Source organism: Microbacterium sp. AG1240, assembly GCF_003635115.1.
Lineage (GTDB): Bacteria > Actinomycetota > Actinomycetes > Actinomycetales > Microbacteriaceae > Microbacterium.
Genome location: NZ_RBXJ01000001.1, coordinates 751,159 through 767,503, shown reverse-complemented (window position 1 = coordinate 767,503; position 16,345 = coordinate 751,159). Strand labels below are relative to the sequence as shown.

Genomic DNA, 16,345 nt, shown 5'->3' with positions numbered 1-16,345 from the left:
TAGGCCCGTTAAGGGGTCAATCCGATCGGTCGTCGGCGCCGAAACATTCACGACGGCTCCTTCGTACGCGCCCCTTGCAACGCGGGAGCCGCCCCACACGGCACACGTGCGCCTGCGGTGCGCGCAGAAAGGCCCGGATGCCGAAGCATCCGGGCCTTTCCCGACTCGCGAGGAGACGATCAGCGAACGACGACCGCCAGGACGTCGCGCGCCGAGAGCACGAGGTAGTCGTCGGCGCCGAACTTCACTTCGGTGCCGCCGTACTTGCTGTAGATGACGCGGTCGCCGACGGCGACGTCGATCGGAACACGGTTGCCGTTGTCGTCGATGCGGCCGGGGCCGACAGCCACGACCTCGCCCTCCTGGGGCTTCTCCTTGGCGGTGTCGGGGATGACGAGACCACTCGCGGTGGTCTGCTCTGCCTCGACCTGCTGGATGACGATGCGGTCTTCGAGCGGCTTGATGGAAACCGACACGGTCTACCTCTTCTTTCTTGACGCTTCGGTACGGAAGACTCATTAGCACCCACGCGGGGAGAGTGCTAAGCCCGAGTCTAGGGAAGTGCTGGCACTCTCGCAACGCGAGTGCCAGCGGACGCTCTCCCCGCCTCCGCGCCTTGCATATCCGGCCTCCCGAGCGCTACCCCCCTTTTTTCGTCTGCGGGCGTGTGTCATCATGTCCGAACGACGTCGGAGTCGTAAGGGGCACGATCCGGCACTGGAACAGAACTCGAAGCTAAGACGCTTCGGTTCTAGGCGAGGCGCTAGCGCGCGCTCGTCGGGGGGAATTCTGTACATGCGTGCTCCATATTTTCTTGCGATCGATGTGGGAATGACGCGGACGGCTGCTGCCGTCTCGCAACGTTCTGGGGGTGTGACGACAGTCACCTCCGTGCCGCTGGGGCGGCACTCCGATCACGCGTCGACGGCGGTGTTCGTCGGCGAGAGCGGTCTGCTCTTCGGCGATGCCGCGGAGCGCCGCGGGCTGACTCAGCCCGACAGGCTCATCCGCGAGTTCAAGAGGCGCGTCGGCGACGACGTGCCCGTCGTCGCGGGCGACCAGAGCTTCACCGCCGAGCAGCTCTACGCGCACGTCGTGACCTGGGTCACCGAGACGGTGAGCGAGCGCGAAGGACGCTCGCCGTCGGCGATCAGCGTGACCGTCCCCGCTGCCTGGGGCGAGTATCGCTCCGAGCGCGTCGGCGCAGCCATCGCCCACGAGGGCTGGCGAGACGTGAACCTCATTCCCGAGCCGGAGGCTGCGGCGCGCCATTACGACCACGTCAACCCGCTCGAGACCGGCCGGGCACTCGCGGTCTACGACCTCGGCGGTGGCACGTTCGACGCCGTCGTCGTGCGGAAGGACAAGAAGGGCGCGCTGCGGATCGTCTCGCCCGCGTCGGGACTCTCCGACGTCGGTGGCGCCGACTTCGACGACCTGCTCCTTCGCCACGTGATGACGGCGGCGGGCATCTCCGCGGACGTCCTGGCCACCGACCCCGGAGCACGCGTCGCACTCGCCGCCCTGCGTCGGGAGTGCGTGGATGCGAAGGAGTCGCTGTCGTTCGACTCGGAGACCGTGATCCCCGTCCTGCTCGGCGGGCGGTCGACCTCCGTGCGCGTTACTCGTGCCGAGTTCGAGGCCATGATCGAGTCGCAGATCGAGCGCACGACCGACGCTCTGGAGCAGTCGATCGAGTCGGCTTCCCTGCGCGCCGACCGCCTGGATGCGATCCTCCTCGTCGGCGGATCGTCGCGTATCCCCCGCGTCGCCCAACTGCTCTCCGAGCGCGTCGACGTCGCGATCGCCGTCGACGCCGACCCGAAGGCCGTCGTCGCGTTCGGCGCTGCGCGTGCCGCCGCCGCCGAGTTCGAGGGCGAGGAGGCACCCCCGGCGCTCGCCCGTGTGCAGGCCGACCCGACCGAGGAGCTGTCGACGCTGCTCGACGAGTCCCGGCACGTTCCGGCACCCCGCCCTCAGCAGAAGTCCCGCGTCCGCTGGTTCGGGCGCGGCCCCGCGGCCGCGGCCGTCGCGGTCGGCGCCGTCGTCCTCGCGGCGGGCGTGACGCTGTCGGGTGTCGCCGCTCTGGCCGGCAACGCCGACCAGCCGGTGCAGGCCGCCGGGCAGGGCGCGGCGTTCTTCAACGACGCCCTGGCCGCCGGCAGCCTCTCCGCGATGGGTTCCGACGACGAGATCGTCGAGACACCCTTCGGCGTGAACGCGCCCATCAGCGACGTTCCGGTACTCGAGATCGCCGCCCCGTCATCGCCCAACAACGCAGCGCAGAAGCCCAAGACCAACACCTCGAAGTCGAACGCCTCGAAGACGCCGACGCGCGCTTCGGGCAAGCCGAACACGTCGACGAACCCGTCGACGCCGAACCAGGCGGGTTCGAACTCGAACCCCTCGTCGGGCTCGGGCGGCAACCCGTCGACCGGACAGCCGAGCACGCCCAGCGGTTCGACCGGCGGCGGCTCGACCACCCCCACGACGACGCCGACCACGCCGAGCACGACCCCGACCACGACGCCGACCCAGGAGCCGAGCACGCCGCCGGTCACGACCCCGCCGACGGAACCGACGCCTGAGCCCTCGACCCCGCCCGTCACCCCCGACCCCGAGCCCACGGTCGACACACCGCCGGCCACGGAGGCTCCCGCTCCGGCGCCCGCGCCGGAAAGCACCCCCACTGAGACCGCCTCGGCCGTCTGACGCGGATGACTGGGGGAAACGTCATGACACAGTCACGCCCTTTCGACCTCGCAACGCTCGGATCCGGAGCCCCCGTGTGGGGTCGTGCCGCTCGCGCGCAGCTCGATGCGCTGATCGACTCCGGCGACGAACCGCGCCGGGCGATCATCACCGGTCCGGCCGGCTCGGGTAAGACGCTGCTGCTGCGCCACGCCCGCCGGCGGTTGACCGACCGCGGGGCGGCCTCGGCCCTTCTGCGCACGAACTCCGATACCGCCGACCTCGACAGCACCGACGTGCTCTTCGTCGACGACGCCCACCGTCTCGACGACCGCCGGCTCGCCTCGCTGATCGACTGGTTGGCCGACCCGTCGGCGCAGATCGTCGTGGCCTCGCGACCGTGGCCGCGCACTGCCGCGATGCGACAGCTCGCCGACGTGATCGAGCGCGCGCACCCCGCTGTCGTGCTCGGCCACCTGAGTCACCACGATCTGACAGACCTGCCGGGCCTCGGCGACGCCTGCGTCGCCTCGATCCTCGCGCTCACGGCGGGTACGCCGTGGCTCGTCGCCGAGGCGATCCGCGTGCACGACACGTCCTGCGAGGGCTCGGGAGACCACGGTCACATCACGGGCGACCTGCAGGACGTCATCGCCCACCGGCTCGCCGGCATCGACGAAGCGGTGGCCGAGGCCGTCATCGCCGTCAGCCTGTCACCCTCCTCGGCGGCGATGGCGTCGGAGGAACTCCTGTTCGGCGGATACAGCGAGGGGATGCTGCAGCGCAACGGCAGGCCCGTCCCCCTGGTGACCGATGCGGTGCGCGCGACGCTCCCCGTCGCCCGCATCGTCGACCTCTACATGTCGTCGACGCCCACCGCGTCGGACCTCGAGGACGGCATCGTCGACGGGATCAGCGACGACCGGATCGCCGGCATGCTCCTGCGGGAAGGCGATGCGAGTCTCTCGCGAGACGCTGCCGCGGCGGCCGAGCTCTTCCGCCGGGCCGGCAGGGCCGGCGCCGACCCTCTATCGGTGCGGATCCGCGAGGCCTCGGCCGCGTGGGTCGCCGGCGACATCGACACCGCGGCCGCGCTGCTGGAGGGGGTCGACCTCGACACCGCCCATCCCGACCGCGATCGTGCCATCGACCTGTCGGCATCGATCTGGGCCGCCCGCGGCGACTTCGAGTCGGCGGCGGCGGTCTACCGCGCATCCGGCCGCCTCGGAAGCGACTCGGCGGCTCGGGCCGCCACCGTTGCGCTGGCTGCGGGTGACCCGGTCGCCCTCGACGACGCGAAGCAGGTGCACGACGGAGCGCCGGCGATGCCGTCCACGCTCTCGGTCTCTCTGGGCCTGGTGGCCCGCGGAATCCAGGAGAGCACGACCGGATCGGCGCAGTACGCCCTCGTCGACCTCGTGCGCGCCGCGGAGGTGTACACCGCATCCGGAACCGCGGCGCCGATCGGGGAGCTCCCCGCCGTCATCGCGACGCTGATGGCACTGAACACCGGCGAGCTCGATGTCGCGCACTCCGTGATCGCCGACGCGGTCGCCCGCGGCCACGGCGGACCGTGGGCTCGCCCGCGTCTGCTCCTGTGGAGCTCGTGGGTGTCGCTGCAGTGCGAGCACCGCGCCGACGCCGAGGCCGCACTGGCGCAGGCGTTGGCCGCCCCTCGCCCGCTCTCACCCCGCGACGCGACGCTCGCGAGCGCCCTCTCGGTAGCCATCGCCCGCCGGTACGGCGACCTGGGCGAGCTCACGGCGCAGTGGCGACGCGCACGCTCGAACGTGATGCGGTCGCAGTTCGACGTCTTCAGCATCCTGCCCCTGGGCGAGTTCGTGCTGGCGGCGGTGCGCGTCGGCGACGAGGCGCGCATGGATCCCCACTTCCAGCGGGCGCTGGAGAGCGTCGCGCGGCTCAGCAAGGGCAGTGTCTGGGGCGTGCCTCTGCACTGGACCGGCATCCAACGCGGCATCCTCCGCGGCCACCCCGACGACCTTCGTCCGCACGCTCGGGCGCTCGTGGAGGCGGCAGGGACGAACGCGCTCGCGGCGCAGATGGCGCAGGCCGGGAGGGTGTGGACGGCCGTGCTCGCGGGCAAGGTCGACCCTGACGTGGTCGAGGCCGCGGCGCTCGGACTCGCATCCGTCGGACTCGCGTGGGACGGCGCACGGCTCGCCGGACACGCGGCCGGCCGCACCGACGACAAGCGGGAGATCTCACGCCTCCTGGCCTGCGCACGTCAGCTGCACCCCCGCGAGGAATCGCGCCCCGCTGCCGCACCCGCCGAGTCGACCGATCAGCCCACCTCCACTCCCCCCGCGGCCCACGGCGCATCGCTGAGCCCCCGGGAGCGCGAGGTCGCCGAGCTCGTCCTGCAGGGCAAGACCTACGTGGAGATCGGCGAATCGATCTTCATCTCGCCCCGAACGGCCGAGCACCACATCGCCCGCATCCGCCGGCGCCTCGGCGCGACGACGCGTTCCGACCTGATCGCCAAACTGCGCGCCGCGCTCACCGCGGAGGATTCCTCCGCGCGCGCACGGGTTTCCGCGTGAACGGCATCGGTTCGCAGCGGGCTCGTCATGCCGTTCCCCTAGCTTCCCCCCGGAACCCCTACTGGGGTTCTCACCTCTTCGGGGGTAACCCCGACGCGCGAATCGCGCGCCGGTCGTACTGTTCGAATACAAAGATCTTCATAAGGAGCCGAGCATGAGCGTAACCCTGGCCAGTGTCGCCGACGCGCTGATCGAATTCATCCTGAGCCTTCTGCGCGACCCTGAGGCCGCCGCAGAGTTCGAGGAGGATCCCGATGGGATGCTGGCCTCGCGTGGGCTCAGTTCTGTCAGCCATGCAGATGTGTGCTCGGTCGCCCCCGTGCTGGTGGAGCGTCACGACGTCATCCCCTCGCCGAAGCCCACTCCGGCGCCGACCCCCGACCACCACACCCCCGACAACCCGGTGGTGCGTGAGATCAAGAACATCACGAACCAGTTCACGTCGATCGATGACCGCGACACGATCATCGACCAGTCGGTCAACCAGAACATCTGGGCCGAGGGCGACGTCAACCAGGTCTTCGACAACGAGGCCAACGTCGCCTCGGGCGATGGCTCGATGGCTGCCGGTGACGACATCGCGATCGACAAGACGCAGGACAACTCGACGACCATCAACGCCGGCGGCGACGCGAACGTCGGCAACGACACCGACGTCACCGACATCGACGACTCGTACAACGAGGACACCGACGCGTCGACGACGACCGACAACTCCACCGACGTCTCGCTCGACGGTTCGGCGAACGATAGCTCGACCAACGTCGACGTCAACGACTCGCTCAACGACACGACCACCGAGACGAACGACGTCGACACGACCGTCAACAGCGACGCCGTGTTCGACTCGACCGACACGGTCATCGTGGACGACTCGTCGGCAGACGACACCTTCTAGTCGATGGCACCGTCCGACGGCCTGGCCCGCAGATCCGATGATTCTGCGGGCCGGGCCCTCGCGCGTTCGCGGGCGTACACGCCCGCGAGCCGCGACAACGAGCCCGATGACGACGACGACTTCGAGGAGCGCAAGCCCCCGGCGCGGCCGTCCGTGGCCGACAAGCCCGGTGCGCCCGTCATCGTGAAGCTGCCCCTCCCCTTCACGGTCGGTCTGAGTCAGGTCGCCTGGATCCTCAGCATGGCCGTCGGCGCCGTCGTCGTCGTCTACATGTTCGTGATCCGCGAGGCGCAGCTGCCCGCGATCGTCGACATCGTGAAGGATGTCGACGCGACGAGGGCCGACGAGACCTATACCGCCGCCGCCGACATCATCTTCTGGGTCATCTTCGGCATGCAGGTGCTGCTGCTGTTCATCCAGATCATGCTGCAGGTGTCGTTCTCCAACCGCCGCCCCAACGTGCGCTGGTGGCAGTTCGGCGTGCTGCTGACGCAGGCGGGTGTCGTGCTCATCGCGCGCGAACTGCTGGCCGTCGGCGATCGGGGCATTCCGCTGGAGCGGATCATGCTCATCCAGCTCGGGCTGGCCCTCCTGGGCCTGCTGATCGGGCTGTTCCCGCCCGCCCTACGCTGGACTGCCCGCGGCCACGACGTCCGCCGTGGACCGATCGGCTCCGGGAGCAGCTCCGACCTGTGAGGCGATCCCCTCGAGGCTGCGGATCACGACCCGGCAGACCTCGATCGTGGCGCGATCGCTCAGCGGAGACTCGCTGAGGGTGCGCCACTTCGCCAGCGACGAGGCGAGCGTCTCGCGCACCTCCTCGGTGCGCGCCGAGTCGGTCAGCCCGAGCCGCGCGGCGACCGCGGTCCCGGAGCCGCCGATGATGCGCTCGGCTTCCGCAGCGTCCGCCGGCGCCAGCTGCGGGATCGTCGTTCGGAACTCCGACAGCAGCACCAGTTCGCGCAGCTCGTGGTTCGTCGCCACCAGGCGTTCAAGGCCCGCACGCACGTCTTCGGAGCCGTCGCGGGGCTTGTCGCGCAGCAGGTCTTCGAGACCCGCCAGCACGGCCCGCGTCTTCAGCACCGACGCCCGAGCGCGGAACTGCTCGACGATGAACTGCTGCACCTCGAGCAACCCGCTCTGCTGCACGAGGCGCTGAGCGAGGTCGGTCGAGCTGGATGCTCCCGCGCGGACCAGCGCGGAACCGAGGCGGACGCCGAAGATCCCGAACCGGGCGAGCAGGCGCTTGCGATCCTCGACCGACAGCGTTGTCTCGGTGGAGGGCCGGGTGAAGCGATCGACCGACACCAGCATCCGGTCTCGCGTGGCCCTGTCGAGGCCCGCGAGTTCACGGAACGCGGCGAACTCGCTCTCACGGAGCGCCCGCGCGCCCTCGGCGAGGAGACCGGCCACGGGGATGCACCCGAGCGCGAGGGCCCGCAGCTCGCCGTCGCGTCGGTACCTGTCGGCGACACGAGCGGCCGACAGCAGAGAGTCGATGCGACCGGAGCCGATCTCGTCGGCCCGGGACAGCAGGGCGACGGCGTTCACCGTCTGCGACGAACCGGCCGCGTTGTCGCGGAAGGCCTCGAGGAACCCGATGTCGGATGCGTGGATGTGCCGCAGCAGGTAGAGGATGGCGTCGGCGTCGGAGGGCGCGTCTTCGGGGGCGAGGAACGCGTGCGAGCGAGCGGAGACGTCCTGCGAGAGAGAGGCGATGCCGGGGGTGTCGATGATCACGAGGGAGCGCAGGCTCTCGGAGGGCCACGCGACCTCGATCCACTCGACCTGGTCGGCCGTCAATGCACCCAGTTCGATCACCAGGGCACCGTCGGTGCGCTTGACCGGCAGGCGCGTCTCTCCTCCGCCTTTGAGATGGGCGGTGATGCGGGCAGAGACGGAGTAGCGGTACCAGGTGACGATCTTGGTGCACTCGCCGGCGTCGGTCGGAGCGATCTGCTCGCCGATGAGGGCGTTCAACACGGTCGACTTGCCCGCCTTGACCATGCCCGCCACGGCCAGCCGCAGCGGCTCACGGAGTCGGCGCGCGTGTCGCTCGAGCGCCGCGACCGCGGCACGGTCGTCGGCGTAGAGCTCGAGAGCGTCCTGGACGAGGGTCGCCGCGTCGGCGAGGCCCGCCCGACTCATCGGATGGACTTCTTCGGAGAGCTCTCGCCGACGACGAGCGCCGGGATCTCCTTGCGGAGCGCGTCGATGCGGTTGAGATGCATCTCCAGCTGCTTCACGCGCGAGTCGCGATCGCTCTGGTACGTCACCGCCGCCTGCTTGGCGACGAGCACGGAGTCGGAGAGCGAGCGGTGCAGCTCGTCGGCGATGCCGCCGAAGTGGTCGCGTGCGGCCCGCTGCACCGACCTCAGGCGGTCTCGGAGCTGCTTGCCCACCTGGAACACGACGTCTTCGATGTGACGGCGCACGAGGTTCTTCGCCTCGGCCTGGCGGCGGTTGAGACGGTTCGACATGTCCTCTTTGTACGCGCGACGACCGACCACGACGCCGACCAGCAGCGAGATCGGGTTGAGGAGCGACAGCCCGACGAGACTGGTCGCCAGACCCGCCATCAGCACGCCGCCGTAGGAGCCGCGGACGCCGATGTAGATCTTCTCGGCAGCCCCCATGCGCCCCGAGGCGATGCCCTGCATGTCCTCGACGGGATCGAGCAGACCGTCGGTTTCGCCGACGCGGATGAGGGGGATGCCCGCCTCCTCCGTGATGAACTCCTCGGCGACCCGCTCCGCGAGCCACTGCGAGCGCTCGTTCGTCCAGACGAACGTCTCGGATACCGCGGCGGAGACCCGCTGGTCCAGCCACTCGGTGATCTGGTCCCAGATCGGACCGGGGTCGCCCTCGTCGATGGCCGCCTCGGCCTCGCGCTGCACCTTGCGGAGCCGGTCGCGGAGGTCGTGCTCGGTGTCGGAGATGAGGTCGGCGATGCCGTCGCCGAGCGCGACCTGCCAGCGCGACGAACGCCCGCGGAACTCATCGGCCCGCGCTTTGGCCTCGTCGAGACGGGCGATCATCTGCGGGGTGTCTTCGGGGTGCAGCAGAGCGTTCAACTCGGTCTTGACGCTGAGCGAGAGCTGATCGGTGACCGACATGAGGTCGTGCATCGCCGCACGCTGGTGCAGCGCCTCGGCCTTGCCGAGCACGTCGCGACGCAGGTGTGCCACGAGGGCGGGGAATCCCGACTCCTCGTTGAGCTCCCGGTCCTGCTCGTCGGCCGCGGTCAGGCGGAGGTCGCTCGACACGGCGAAGATCGGGATCTCCCCGACCGCGCCGAGGTGCGACCGGTCGATGCGCTCGATCTGGCGCCACTCGGGGTAGACATCTGTCTTGGAGAGCACGGCGGCGACGTTCGGGGAGACCCGCAGCGCGTGCTTGAGGAACTGCACCTCGGGCTCGGTGTACTCCTGCGATGCGTCGGAGACCAGCAGCACGGCGTGCGCGGTGGAGAGGGCGGCCAGGGTGCTCACCGAACGGGTCGATTCGATCCCTCCGACGCCGGGCGAGTCGATGAGCTTGAGCCCGCCGCGGAGGATCTCCCGTGGGAGCATCACCTCGGCGGCGAGGATGTCGCGGGCGTTGTTCGGGTTGCCGCGCTCCGAGACGTACTCGGCGAGATCGGTGAGCGGGATGGTCGTGCGTTCCACGCGGGGCTCGACCCCGCTGTCGTCGCGCGTGAGCACGACCGCCGATGCCTCTTCTGCGTAGGAGACGAAGGTCGGCACGCTGGTGGCGACGTCGTCGTCGACCGGGCAGGCCGGCGCGTTCACGAGCGCGTTGACGAGTTTGCTCTTGCCCTGCTTGAACTGCCCCACGATGACCACGCGCACCTGCGGGTCGAGGAGGCGGGCGCGGGTCTGGTCGAGACGCTCGGCCAGGTCTTCGCGCCCCGCGACGGACGTGAAGCCCTTCGTGCGGTCGACGAGGACCACGAGATCCTTGTTGGCCAGCTCGACCGCGGTGGGAGAGGTGTCATCTCCGGCGGTGGTGCTCTGATCGGTCGTCGCAGGAACGGTCTGGCTCATCCGAGATCTCCTTCGTCGCATCACACCGGGGTGATGCCATTGTCGCCTGTTTTCGTCTTCGCCGGGCCGTGAACGGAGCGATGACCCCGGTGGCAGGGGCAGCCACCGGGGTCATCGGTTTGATCAGGTCGCGAGGACCTTCACGGGAGTGCTCACAGAGCGTCGAAGTCGACGTCCACGCTCACGTCGTCGGCGATGACGGAGTCGTCACTGCCCCAGATCACGTCGGCGTCGATGTCCCAGTTGCTGCTCGTCGACTCGTTCAGCTCGTCGTTGAACGAGTTGTCGACGGCCACGTTGGTCGAGTCGTCGTTGAACGATCCGTCGATGGTCCAGTCCTGCGAAGCGTCGGTGTACTCGGACGCGTCGGTGTAGGAGTTGTTCGAGAACAGCTCGTTGGAGATCGTCGTCGTGTTGCCGATGTTGACGTCGCCGTCGGCCGAGATGTTGGTCGAGTCGTCGCGGAACTGGTCGACCGTGATGTCGCCGCCGGCAGCCCACGAGCCCTCGCCCGAAGCGACGTTGGCCGTGCTGGCCGAGCCGTACGCGACGTCGCCCTCTGCAGCGATGTTGCCGTTGACCGACTGGTCGACGACGGTCGCCGAGTTGTTGATCCACAGGTCGCCGCCGCCGCCGGCGCCGCCGCCGAGGTGCAGGTCGCCGAAGCCGGTGTTGTACTCGCGGTTGCCGGCGTTGATCGAGTGGTCGTCGGTGATGTCGAAGCTGTACGAGTTGCCCGAGTTGTTCATCGAGCTGTCGTTGCCCGAGTCGTTGATCGAGTTGTCGGAGAGGTCGTTGCCCGAGTTGTTGATCGAGTTGTCGGTCTCTTCGAAGAACTCGTTGAACGAGTCGGTCACGCCGATGGTGGTGTTGGTCTCGGTGTTGGTCTCGTCGACGTTGCCGACGTTGTCGAGAGCGATGTCGGTGTTGTCGGTGTCGTTGACCGAGTTGTCGACGTTGCCGACGGTGTCGAAGTCGACGCCGACGGTGTTGTTGGTCTCGGACTGGTTGAACGAGTTGTCGATGTCTTCAGCGAAGAAGTCAGGCATATCCGTGTCTTTCTGTGGGGGTAATCGAGAAGAGGGAGGGTGAGCCCGGTCGCCGCCAGCGGCGACCGGGCCGGTCGATCAGAAGGTGAAGTCGGACCCGTCGATGATCGCGGAGCCGTCGCTGTCGTTGACCAGGTCGACGTCGGCGTTGACCGTGAGGTCGCTGTCGATGTCGGTGAACTCGTTGAACGAGTCCGACAGGTCGTAGTTGTCGGAGTAGTCGTTGAACGAGTCGTTCACGTCGATGACGACCGACTCGTCGGTGGTGACCGACTCGTCGAGGTACGAGTTGCCCGAGCCGATGACGTTGCTGACCGTCGTCTCGTTGCCGATGTTGACGTCGCCGCCCGCGTCGATGTTCGTCGAGGTGTCGATCGTGGTCGACAGCGAGATGTCGCCGCCGGCAGCGATCGCGCCTTCGCCCGAGGCGACATTGGCGGTGTTGGCGCTGAGGCCTGTCACGCTGCCACCGGAGACGATGTTGCTGTTGACCGACTGGTCGACGATCGTGCTCTGGCTCCAGATGTGGGTCTCTCCGCCACCGGCCGCGGCCGCACCGGCTGCTCCGCCGAAGTGCAGGTCGCCGAAGCCCGTGTTGTACTCGCGGTTGCCGGCGTTGATGGAGTGGTCGTCCCACGAGGTGTAGGTGAGGGTGTTGTTCGAGTCGTTGACCGACTCGTCGTTGAAGGAGTCGTTGACCGAGTTGTCGGACTCGTCGTTGAACGAGTCGTTGACCGAGTTGTCCTCGTTGACGGTCTCGGTGTTGCCCGAGTTGTCGATGTCCCAGTCTTCGTTGGTGACCTCGGTGTTGGTGGTCTCGTTGAACGAGTCGTTCACGTCGACACCCAGGTTGCCGGAGTCGTTGACCGAGTTGTCCTCGTTGAACGAATCGGCGATCGTCGCCGACAGCGAGTTGGTGGTCTCTTCCGAGTTGCCCGAGTCGGTGATGTCGCCGACGTTGATCTCATCTGGCATTTCTGTTCCCTTTGCTCAGGGCCGGAGCCCGACAGTGGTCTGTGTCATCTCAAAGTAGGAGCACCCCCGCGAAGGCACATCGGGGATGCCTCCGGGACCTCCGGGGGCCCCCGAGGGGGTTTCGGGGTTCGGGGGATCCCCGGGTAGGGGGTTTGCGAGTGCGCGCCGCGGCGCCGACCTAGGGTGGATCCGATGGACATCGCCGAACTGACCGCCCTGCTGACCCCCGACGGACTCCGCCTTCTCGACGAGACAGCGGCTGCCCCCGGCGACGTGGCGCAGACGGTGTCTCGGCTTCGCGCCGCGGGCCACTCCCCCGAACTCGTCTCGGCGGTCGTGGGGCAGGCACGGCTGCGCACCCGGGCGGCGGCGAAGTTCGGAGAGTTCGCCGAGCGGATGCTGTTCACCCGCGCGGGGCTCGAGCAGGCCACCCGCCTGTCGATCGCCGGGAGGCACGCGGCGCGGTTCCGCGATACGGGCATCTCGCGCGTGGCCGACCTGGGCTGCGGGATCGGCGGCGACGCGATGGGGTTCGCCGCGCTCGGGCTGCGGGTGCGGGCGGTGGACGCCGACGAGGTGACCGCGGCGATCGCGGCGTACAACCTGGCTCCCTTCGGCGACGCCGTCGAGGTGCGGAACGCAACGGCCGAGAGCGTGGACCTGACGGGCGTCGACGCCGTGTGGCTCGACCCCGCTCGGCGCACGGCCGGGCACACGGAGACCAGTCGCGTGTCGGCCGCCGACTACTCCCCGCCGCTCGACTGGGCGTTCGCGCAGCTATCGCGTCTTCCCGGGGGGATGAAGCTCGGCCCCGCCTTCGACCGCGACACGATCCCCGATGACCTCGAAGCGCAGTGGGTCAGCGCCGACGGCTCCACCGTCGAGCTCGTGCTGTGGTCGGGGGCACTGGCCCGCGAGGGCGTGCGGCGAGCCGCACTCGTCACGCGGGGCGAGCAGTCGTGGGAGATCACGAGCCCCGCCGACGCCGAAGACGTCGCTGTTCGCGAACTGGGGACGTTCGTGCACGAGCCCGACGGCGCCGTGATCCGCGCGCGCCTGATCGGCGACGTCGCACGCGCACTCGAGGCCGGCATGCTCGCGCCCGGCATGGCGTACCTGACCTCGGATGCTGCGGTGACGAGCCCGTTCGTCTCGTCGTTCCGCGTGCGCGAAGAAGTGCCGTCCGACACCCGCGCGCTGGCGAAGCTGCTGCGCGCGCGAGGCATCGGCACCCTCGAGATCAAGAAGCGCGGGGTCGACGTCGATCCCGCGACGCTGCGCGGCAAGCTCGGACTGCGCGGCGACGACTCGGCGACGCTCCTGCTCACGCGGATCGGCTCACGCCGTCTCGCACTTCTCGCCGACCGGGTGTCCTGACCCGCTCCCCCATCGACGGGCGCGGGTCAGCCCAGGAGGCCGGCGCGCGAGGCTGCCCACAGCAGCCAGCCGGCGCTGTAGAGCACCGAGAGCGCGCCGAGCACGATCGCCCAGACGACGACGCCCCGACGCTCCACCGGTCGGCGTGAGGCGACGATCGCCGTCACGATCGCGACGAGCCCGAGCGGCAGCATCCATCCCCCGACGAACGACGCGGCCAGCGATACGACCGCGAGCCCGAGCGCCCACGGACCCACGACGGGGCGCGGCGCGCGTGGCGTCGTCGCCGTGGCGACGAGGGGCGGCGCGTGGGTGACAGCCTCGTCGTCGCCGGAGAGCACCGCGGTGGCGGCGTCCGTCTCGACGGGGTGTGCGAGCTCTTCGGGCACGGGGGCCGTGGCGCGACGACGCCGTTGGACCGACGCCGACACCGCGTCGAGGTCGGGTACCGGCGGCGGTGGCCCGGGCAGGACGGGGGCGTCGTCGTCGACACGCTCGTGGTCGCTCATACCTGGATCTCCGTCACGGGGAGCGTCGAGTCGGCGCCGAACGCCAGCGTGGAGGGTTCACGTCCGGCGGAGATGAGCTCGGCGGCGAGCGCGGCGATCATGGCGCCGTTGTCGGTGCACAGGCTCAGCGGTGGGATGCGGACGGTGACGCCCGCCGCCTTGGCACGCGCCAGTGCGACGTCGCGCAGGCGCCGGTTGGCGATGACGCCGCCCCCGAGCAGCAGGCGGGGCACGCCGTGACGGGCGCACGCGTCGAGCGCCTTGGTCACGAGCACGTCGACCACGGCCTCCCGGAAAGACGCCGCGACGTCGGCCACCGGCACGGGCTCCCCCGCGTCTTCGCGCTGCTCCACCCAGCGCGCCACGGCGGTCTTGAGCCCGGAGAACGAGAAGTCGTAGCGGTGCTCGACCATGTCGGATGCCCGCGAGAGTCCGCGGGGGAATCTGATCGCGAGCGGGTCGCCCTCGGCCGCGGCACGGTCGATCTCGGGCCCCCCGGGATAGGGCAGCCCCAGCACGCGCGCGACCTTGTCGAAGGCCTCCCCGGCGGCATCGTCGACGGTCTCGCCGAGCAGTTCGACATCGCTCGTGAGGTCGCGCACGAGCAGCAGCGACGTGTGACCGCCGCTGACGAGGAGGGCGACCGTCGGGTATTCGAGACGATCGGCGTCTTCGGTGAGGATGTCGGCGGCGATGTGTCCGACGAGATGGTTGACGGCGTAGAGCGGTTTCCCGAGCGACACGGCGAGCGCCTTCGCCGCGCCCACTCCCACCATGAGGGCGCCGGCGAGTCCCGGCCCGCTCGTCACCGCGACCGCGTCGAGGTCGTCGAGCGTCACGGATGCTTCGGCGAGGGCCGCCTCGATCGACGGCTGCAGCGCCTCGAGGTGCGCGCGGGCGGCGACCTCGGGCACGACCCCGCCGTAGCGGGCCTGCTCGTCCATGCTGGACGCGATGGTGTTCGACAGCAGTTGGCGGCCGCGCACGATGCCGATGCCCGTCTCGTCGCAGCTGGTCTCGATGCCCAGTACCAGCGGCCCGCTCACGTGCACGCTCCCGCGTCGGTGGCGGACGGGTTCGTCGCGGCACGCCACGCTGCGACATCGAGCCGCATGACCACGGCGTCGACGTTGCCGTCGGGGTAGTAGTTGGGGCGTCGGCCGATCTCCACGAATCCCTCCGAGCGGTAGAGGCTCTGCGCCGTGGCGTTGTCGTCGCGGACGTCGAGGAACACCTCGCGGATGCGGCGACGCTCGGCCTCGCCCAACAGCTCGCGCAGGAGCGCCCTTCCCTGCCCTCGCCCGCGGGCGGATTCGGCGAGCGCGATGGTCTGGATGTCGGCGTCGGTGCTCCCCGCCGGAGCGCGCAGCCCCGCGTAGCCGTCGAGACGGCCCGGCGCCTCGGCGACGACGTACCAGTTGTGCTCCGATGCGAGCTCCGCCCGCATGACGGCCGGTGACCAGGCATCGCCGTGGAACGACGCGCGTTCGAGCACCATGATCGCGTCGAGATCGTCGACGGTGGCAGGACGGAGGTTCACGAGCCCACCCGTTTGCGCGCGCCGCCCACGGTGACGTCGGGGGCGCGGAGATAGAGAGGCTCGGAGGCGGCGACCTCGCGGCCGGCGGCGACGGAGCGTGCGCCCATCAGCGCGACCATGGTCGCCGGGACGGATGCGGCGTCCAGCCGCGGGACGTCGAGGTCGGCGAGCACGCGATCGAGGTCGTCGCGCGGCACGAGCGCCGGGCCGACCTCTCGCACCGGGAGACCGTCGTCATCGAGCCCGTCGTAGACCGAGTAGGCGAATTCGCGTCTGCGCGCGTCGGTGACGACGGCGAACCGGGCGGAGTCGGAGTCGAGACCGTCGACGAGCGCGCTGCGCAGGAGGACGCCGAGCGCGACCGCGTCATGGCTGACGACGGGGACGACCGGCAGACCCCGCCCGAGGGCGAAAGCGCGCGCGGCCGCGATGCCGACGCGGAGCCCCGTGAAAGGGCCCGGTCCCATCCCCGCCGCGACATGCGTCAGCGGCGCGGACGACTCCGCCACGACCCGCGCGAGCAGATCGCCGATGACCTCGGCGTGCCCGAGCGGGTTCTCGCTCGATGCTTCGGCGACGATGACCCCGTCGTCCTCGACGACGGCGACGGACGTGCCGAGGGAGGTATCGATGCCGAGGAACACTCGTCCAGGATAATCGCCCCGGCCCCGGCCATCCGAAGCAGCCGCCGCCACGAAG

Annotated in this window: 14 protein-coding genes; 5 read left to right on the top strand and 9 right to left on the bottom strand. The window is 69.8% G+C overall.

Going from position 1 to position 16,345, the window contains the following annotated elements; genetic code table 11:
• Positions 1-179 precede the first annotated feature (179 nt).
• Positions 180-476 carry a co-chaperone GroES gene (gene groES / locus DEU34_RS03555; RefSeq protein ID WP_116648660.1) on the bottom strand — a complete coding sequence of 99 codons (297 nt, stop codon included), beginning with the start codon at positions 474-476 and terminating at the stop codon, positions 180-182.
• A gap of 397 nt (positions 477-873) precedes the next feature.
• Between groES and DEU34_RS03550 the strand changes: the two genes are divergently transcribed.
• The 4 genes from DEU34_RS03550 (at position 874) to DEU34_RS03535 (ending at position 6,846) form a co-directional block, all read left to right on the top strand.
• The gene (locus DEU34_RS03550) at positions 874-2,712 is read left to right on the top strand and encodes an Hsp70 family protein (protein ID WP_183042349.1); all 1,839 of its coding nucleotides are present in this window, start codon (positions 874-876) and stop codon (positions 2,710-2,712) included.
• Between the two features lie 23 nt (positions 2,713-2,735).
• Positions 2,736-5,252 (top strand): LuxR family transcriptional regulator, encoded by a 2,517-nt coding sequence (locus tag DEU34_RS03545; RefSeq protein WP_121148846.1) that lies wholly within the window; start codon positions 2,736-2,738, stop codon positions 5,250-5,252.
• Between the two features lie 154 nt (positions 5,253-5,406).
• Complete coding sequence (locus DEU34_RS03540; protein ID WP_121148845.1) at positions 5,407-6,150, top strand: IniB N-terminal domain-containing protein; 744 nt, start codon at positions 5,407-5,409, stop codon at positions 6,148-6,150.
• Between the two features lie 3 nt (positions 6,151-6,153).
• Positions 6,154-6,846 carry a hypothetical protein gene (locus tag DEU34_RS03535; RefSeq protein ID WP_121148844.1) on the top strand — a complete coding sequence of 231 codons (693 nt, stop codon included), beginning with the start codon at positions 6,154-6,156 and terminating at the stop codon, positions 6,844-6,846.
• Here DEU34_RS03535 and DEU34_RS03530 read toward each other — a convergent pair.
• From DEU34_RS03530 to DEU34_RS03515, 4 genes are all read right to left on the bottom strand, one after another.
• On the bottom strand, positions 6,775-8,298 hold the full coding sequence (locus DEU34_RS03530) for a dynamin family protein (protein ID WP_121148843.1): 1,524 nt from the start codon (positions 8,296-8,298) through the stop codon (positions 6,775-6,777). The two genes, DEU34_RS03535 and DEU34_RS03530, sit on opposite strands and share 72 nt — an antisense overlap.
• Positions 8,295-10,196: a dynamin family protein gene (locus tag DEU34_RS03525; protein WP_121148842.1), complete on the bottom strand. Its 1,902-nt coding sequence runs from the start codon at positions 10,194-10,196 to the stop codon at positions 8,295-8,297. The genes DEU34_RS03530 and DEU34_RS03525 overlap by 4 nt, the downstream gene beginning before the upstream one ends.
• Before the next feature lie 152 nt (positions 10,197-10,348).
• Positions 10,349-11,245 carry a hypothetical protein gene (locus tag DEU34_RS03520; protein WP_121148841.1) on the bottom strand — a complete coding sequence of 299 codons (897 nt, stop codon included), beginning with the start codon at positions 11,243-11,245 and terminating at the stop codon, positions 10,349-10,351.
• 78 nt (positions 11,246-11,323) lie between these two features.
• On the bottom strand, positions 11,324-12,220 hold the full coding sequence (locus DEU34_RS03515) for a hypothetical protein (protein WP_121148840.1): 897 nt from the start codon (positions 12,218-12,220) through the stop codon (positions 11,324-11,326).
• A 192-nt stretch (positions 12,221-12,412) separates the two neighbouring features.
• Here DEU34_RS03515 and DEU34_RS03510 point away from each other — a divergent pair, with 192 nt between their 5' ends.
• Complete coding sequence (locus DEU34_RS03510) at positions 12,413-13,597, top strand: THUMP-like domain-containing protein (RefSeq protein WP_121148839.1); 1,185 nt, start codon at positions 12,413-12,415, stop codon at positions 13,595-13,597.
• Between the two features lie 26 nt (positions 13,598-13,623).
• Here the strand turns inward: DEU34_RS03510 and DEU34_RS03505 are convergent, their stop codons facing one another.
• From DEU34_RS03505 to tsaB, 4 genes are read right to left on the bottom strand one after another with little or no spacing between them, the layout of a single operon-like run.
• On the bottom strand, positions 13,624-14,106 hold the full coding sequence (locus DEU34_RS03505) for a hypothetical protein (protein ID WP_121148838.1): 483 nt from the start codon (positions 14,104-14,106) through the stop codon (positions 13,624-13,626).
• Complete coding sequence (tsaD, locus tag DEU34_RS03500) at positions 14,103-15,158, bottom strand: tRNA (adenosine(37)-N6)-threonylcarbamoyltransferase complex transferase subunit TsaD (protein WP_121149692.1); 1,056 nt, start codon at positions 15,156-15,158, stop codon at positions 14,103-14,105. Before tsaD ends, DEU34_RS03505 begins: the two co-directional genes overlap by 4 nt.
• On the bottom strand, positions 15,149-15,646 hold the full coding sequence (rimI, locus tag DEU34_RS03495; RefSeq protein ID WP_121148837.1) for a ribosomal protein S18-alanine N-acetyltransferase: 498 nt from the start codon (positions 15,644-15,646) through the stop codon (positions 15,149-15,151). Before rimI ends, tsaD begins: the two co-directional genes overlap by 10 nt.
• On the bottom strand, positions 15,643-16,290 hold the full coding sequence (gene tsaB, locus DEU34_RS03490; protein ID WP_121148836.1) for a tRNA (adenosine(37)-N6)-threonylcarbamoyltransferase complex dimerization subunit type 1 TsaB: 648 nt from the start codon (positions 16,288-16,290) through the stop codon (positions 15,643-15,645). Before tsaB ends, rimI begins: the two co-directional genes overlap by 4 nt.
• Positions 16,291-16,345: the final 55 nt, after the last annotated feature.

Excerpts from the sequence above, each read along its gene's own strand:
- DEU34_RS03510 (WP_121148839.1), top strand. The coding sequence starts at position 12,413 with ATGGACATCGCCGAACTGACCGCCCTGCTGACCCCCGACGGACTCCGC.
- DEU34_RS03525 (WP_121148842.1), bottom strand. The coding sequence starts at position 10,196 with ATGAGCCAGACCGTTCCTGCGACGACCGATCAGAGCACCACCGCCGGA.
- DEU34_RS03545 (WP_121148846.1), top strand. The coding sequence starts at position 2,736 with ATGACACAGTCACGCCCTTTCGACCTCGCAACGCTCGGATCCGGAGCC.
- DEU34_RS03540 (WP_121148845.1), top strand. The coding sequence starts at position 5,407 with ATGAGCGTAACCCTGGCCAGTGTCGCCGACGCGCTGATCGAATTCATC.
- DEU34_RS03530 (WP_121148843.1), bottom strand. The coding sequence starts at position 8,298 with ATGAGTCGGGCGGGCCTCGCCGACGCGGCGACCCTCGTCCAGGACGCT.
- DEU34_RS03505 (WP_121148838.1), bottom strand. The coding sequence starts at position 14,106 with ATGAGCGACCACGAGCGTGTCGACGACGACGCCCCCGTCCTGCCCGGG.
- DEU34_RS03535 (WP_121148844.1), top strand. The coding sequence starts at position 6,154 with ATGGCACCGTCCGACGGCCTGGCCCGCAGATCCGATGATTCTGCGGGC.
- DEU34_RS03520 (WP_121148841.1), bottom strand. The coding sequence starts at position 11,245 with ATGCCTGACTTCTTCGCTGAAGACATCGACAACTCGTTCAACCAGTCC.
- DEU34_RS03515 (WP_121148840.1), bottom strand. The coding sequence starts at position 12,220 with ATGCCAGATGAGATCAACGTCGGCGACATCACCGACTCGGGCAACTCG.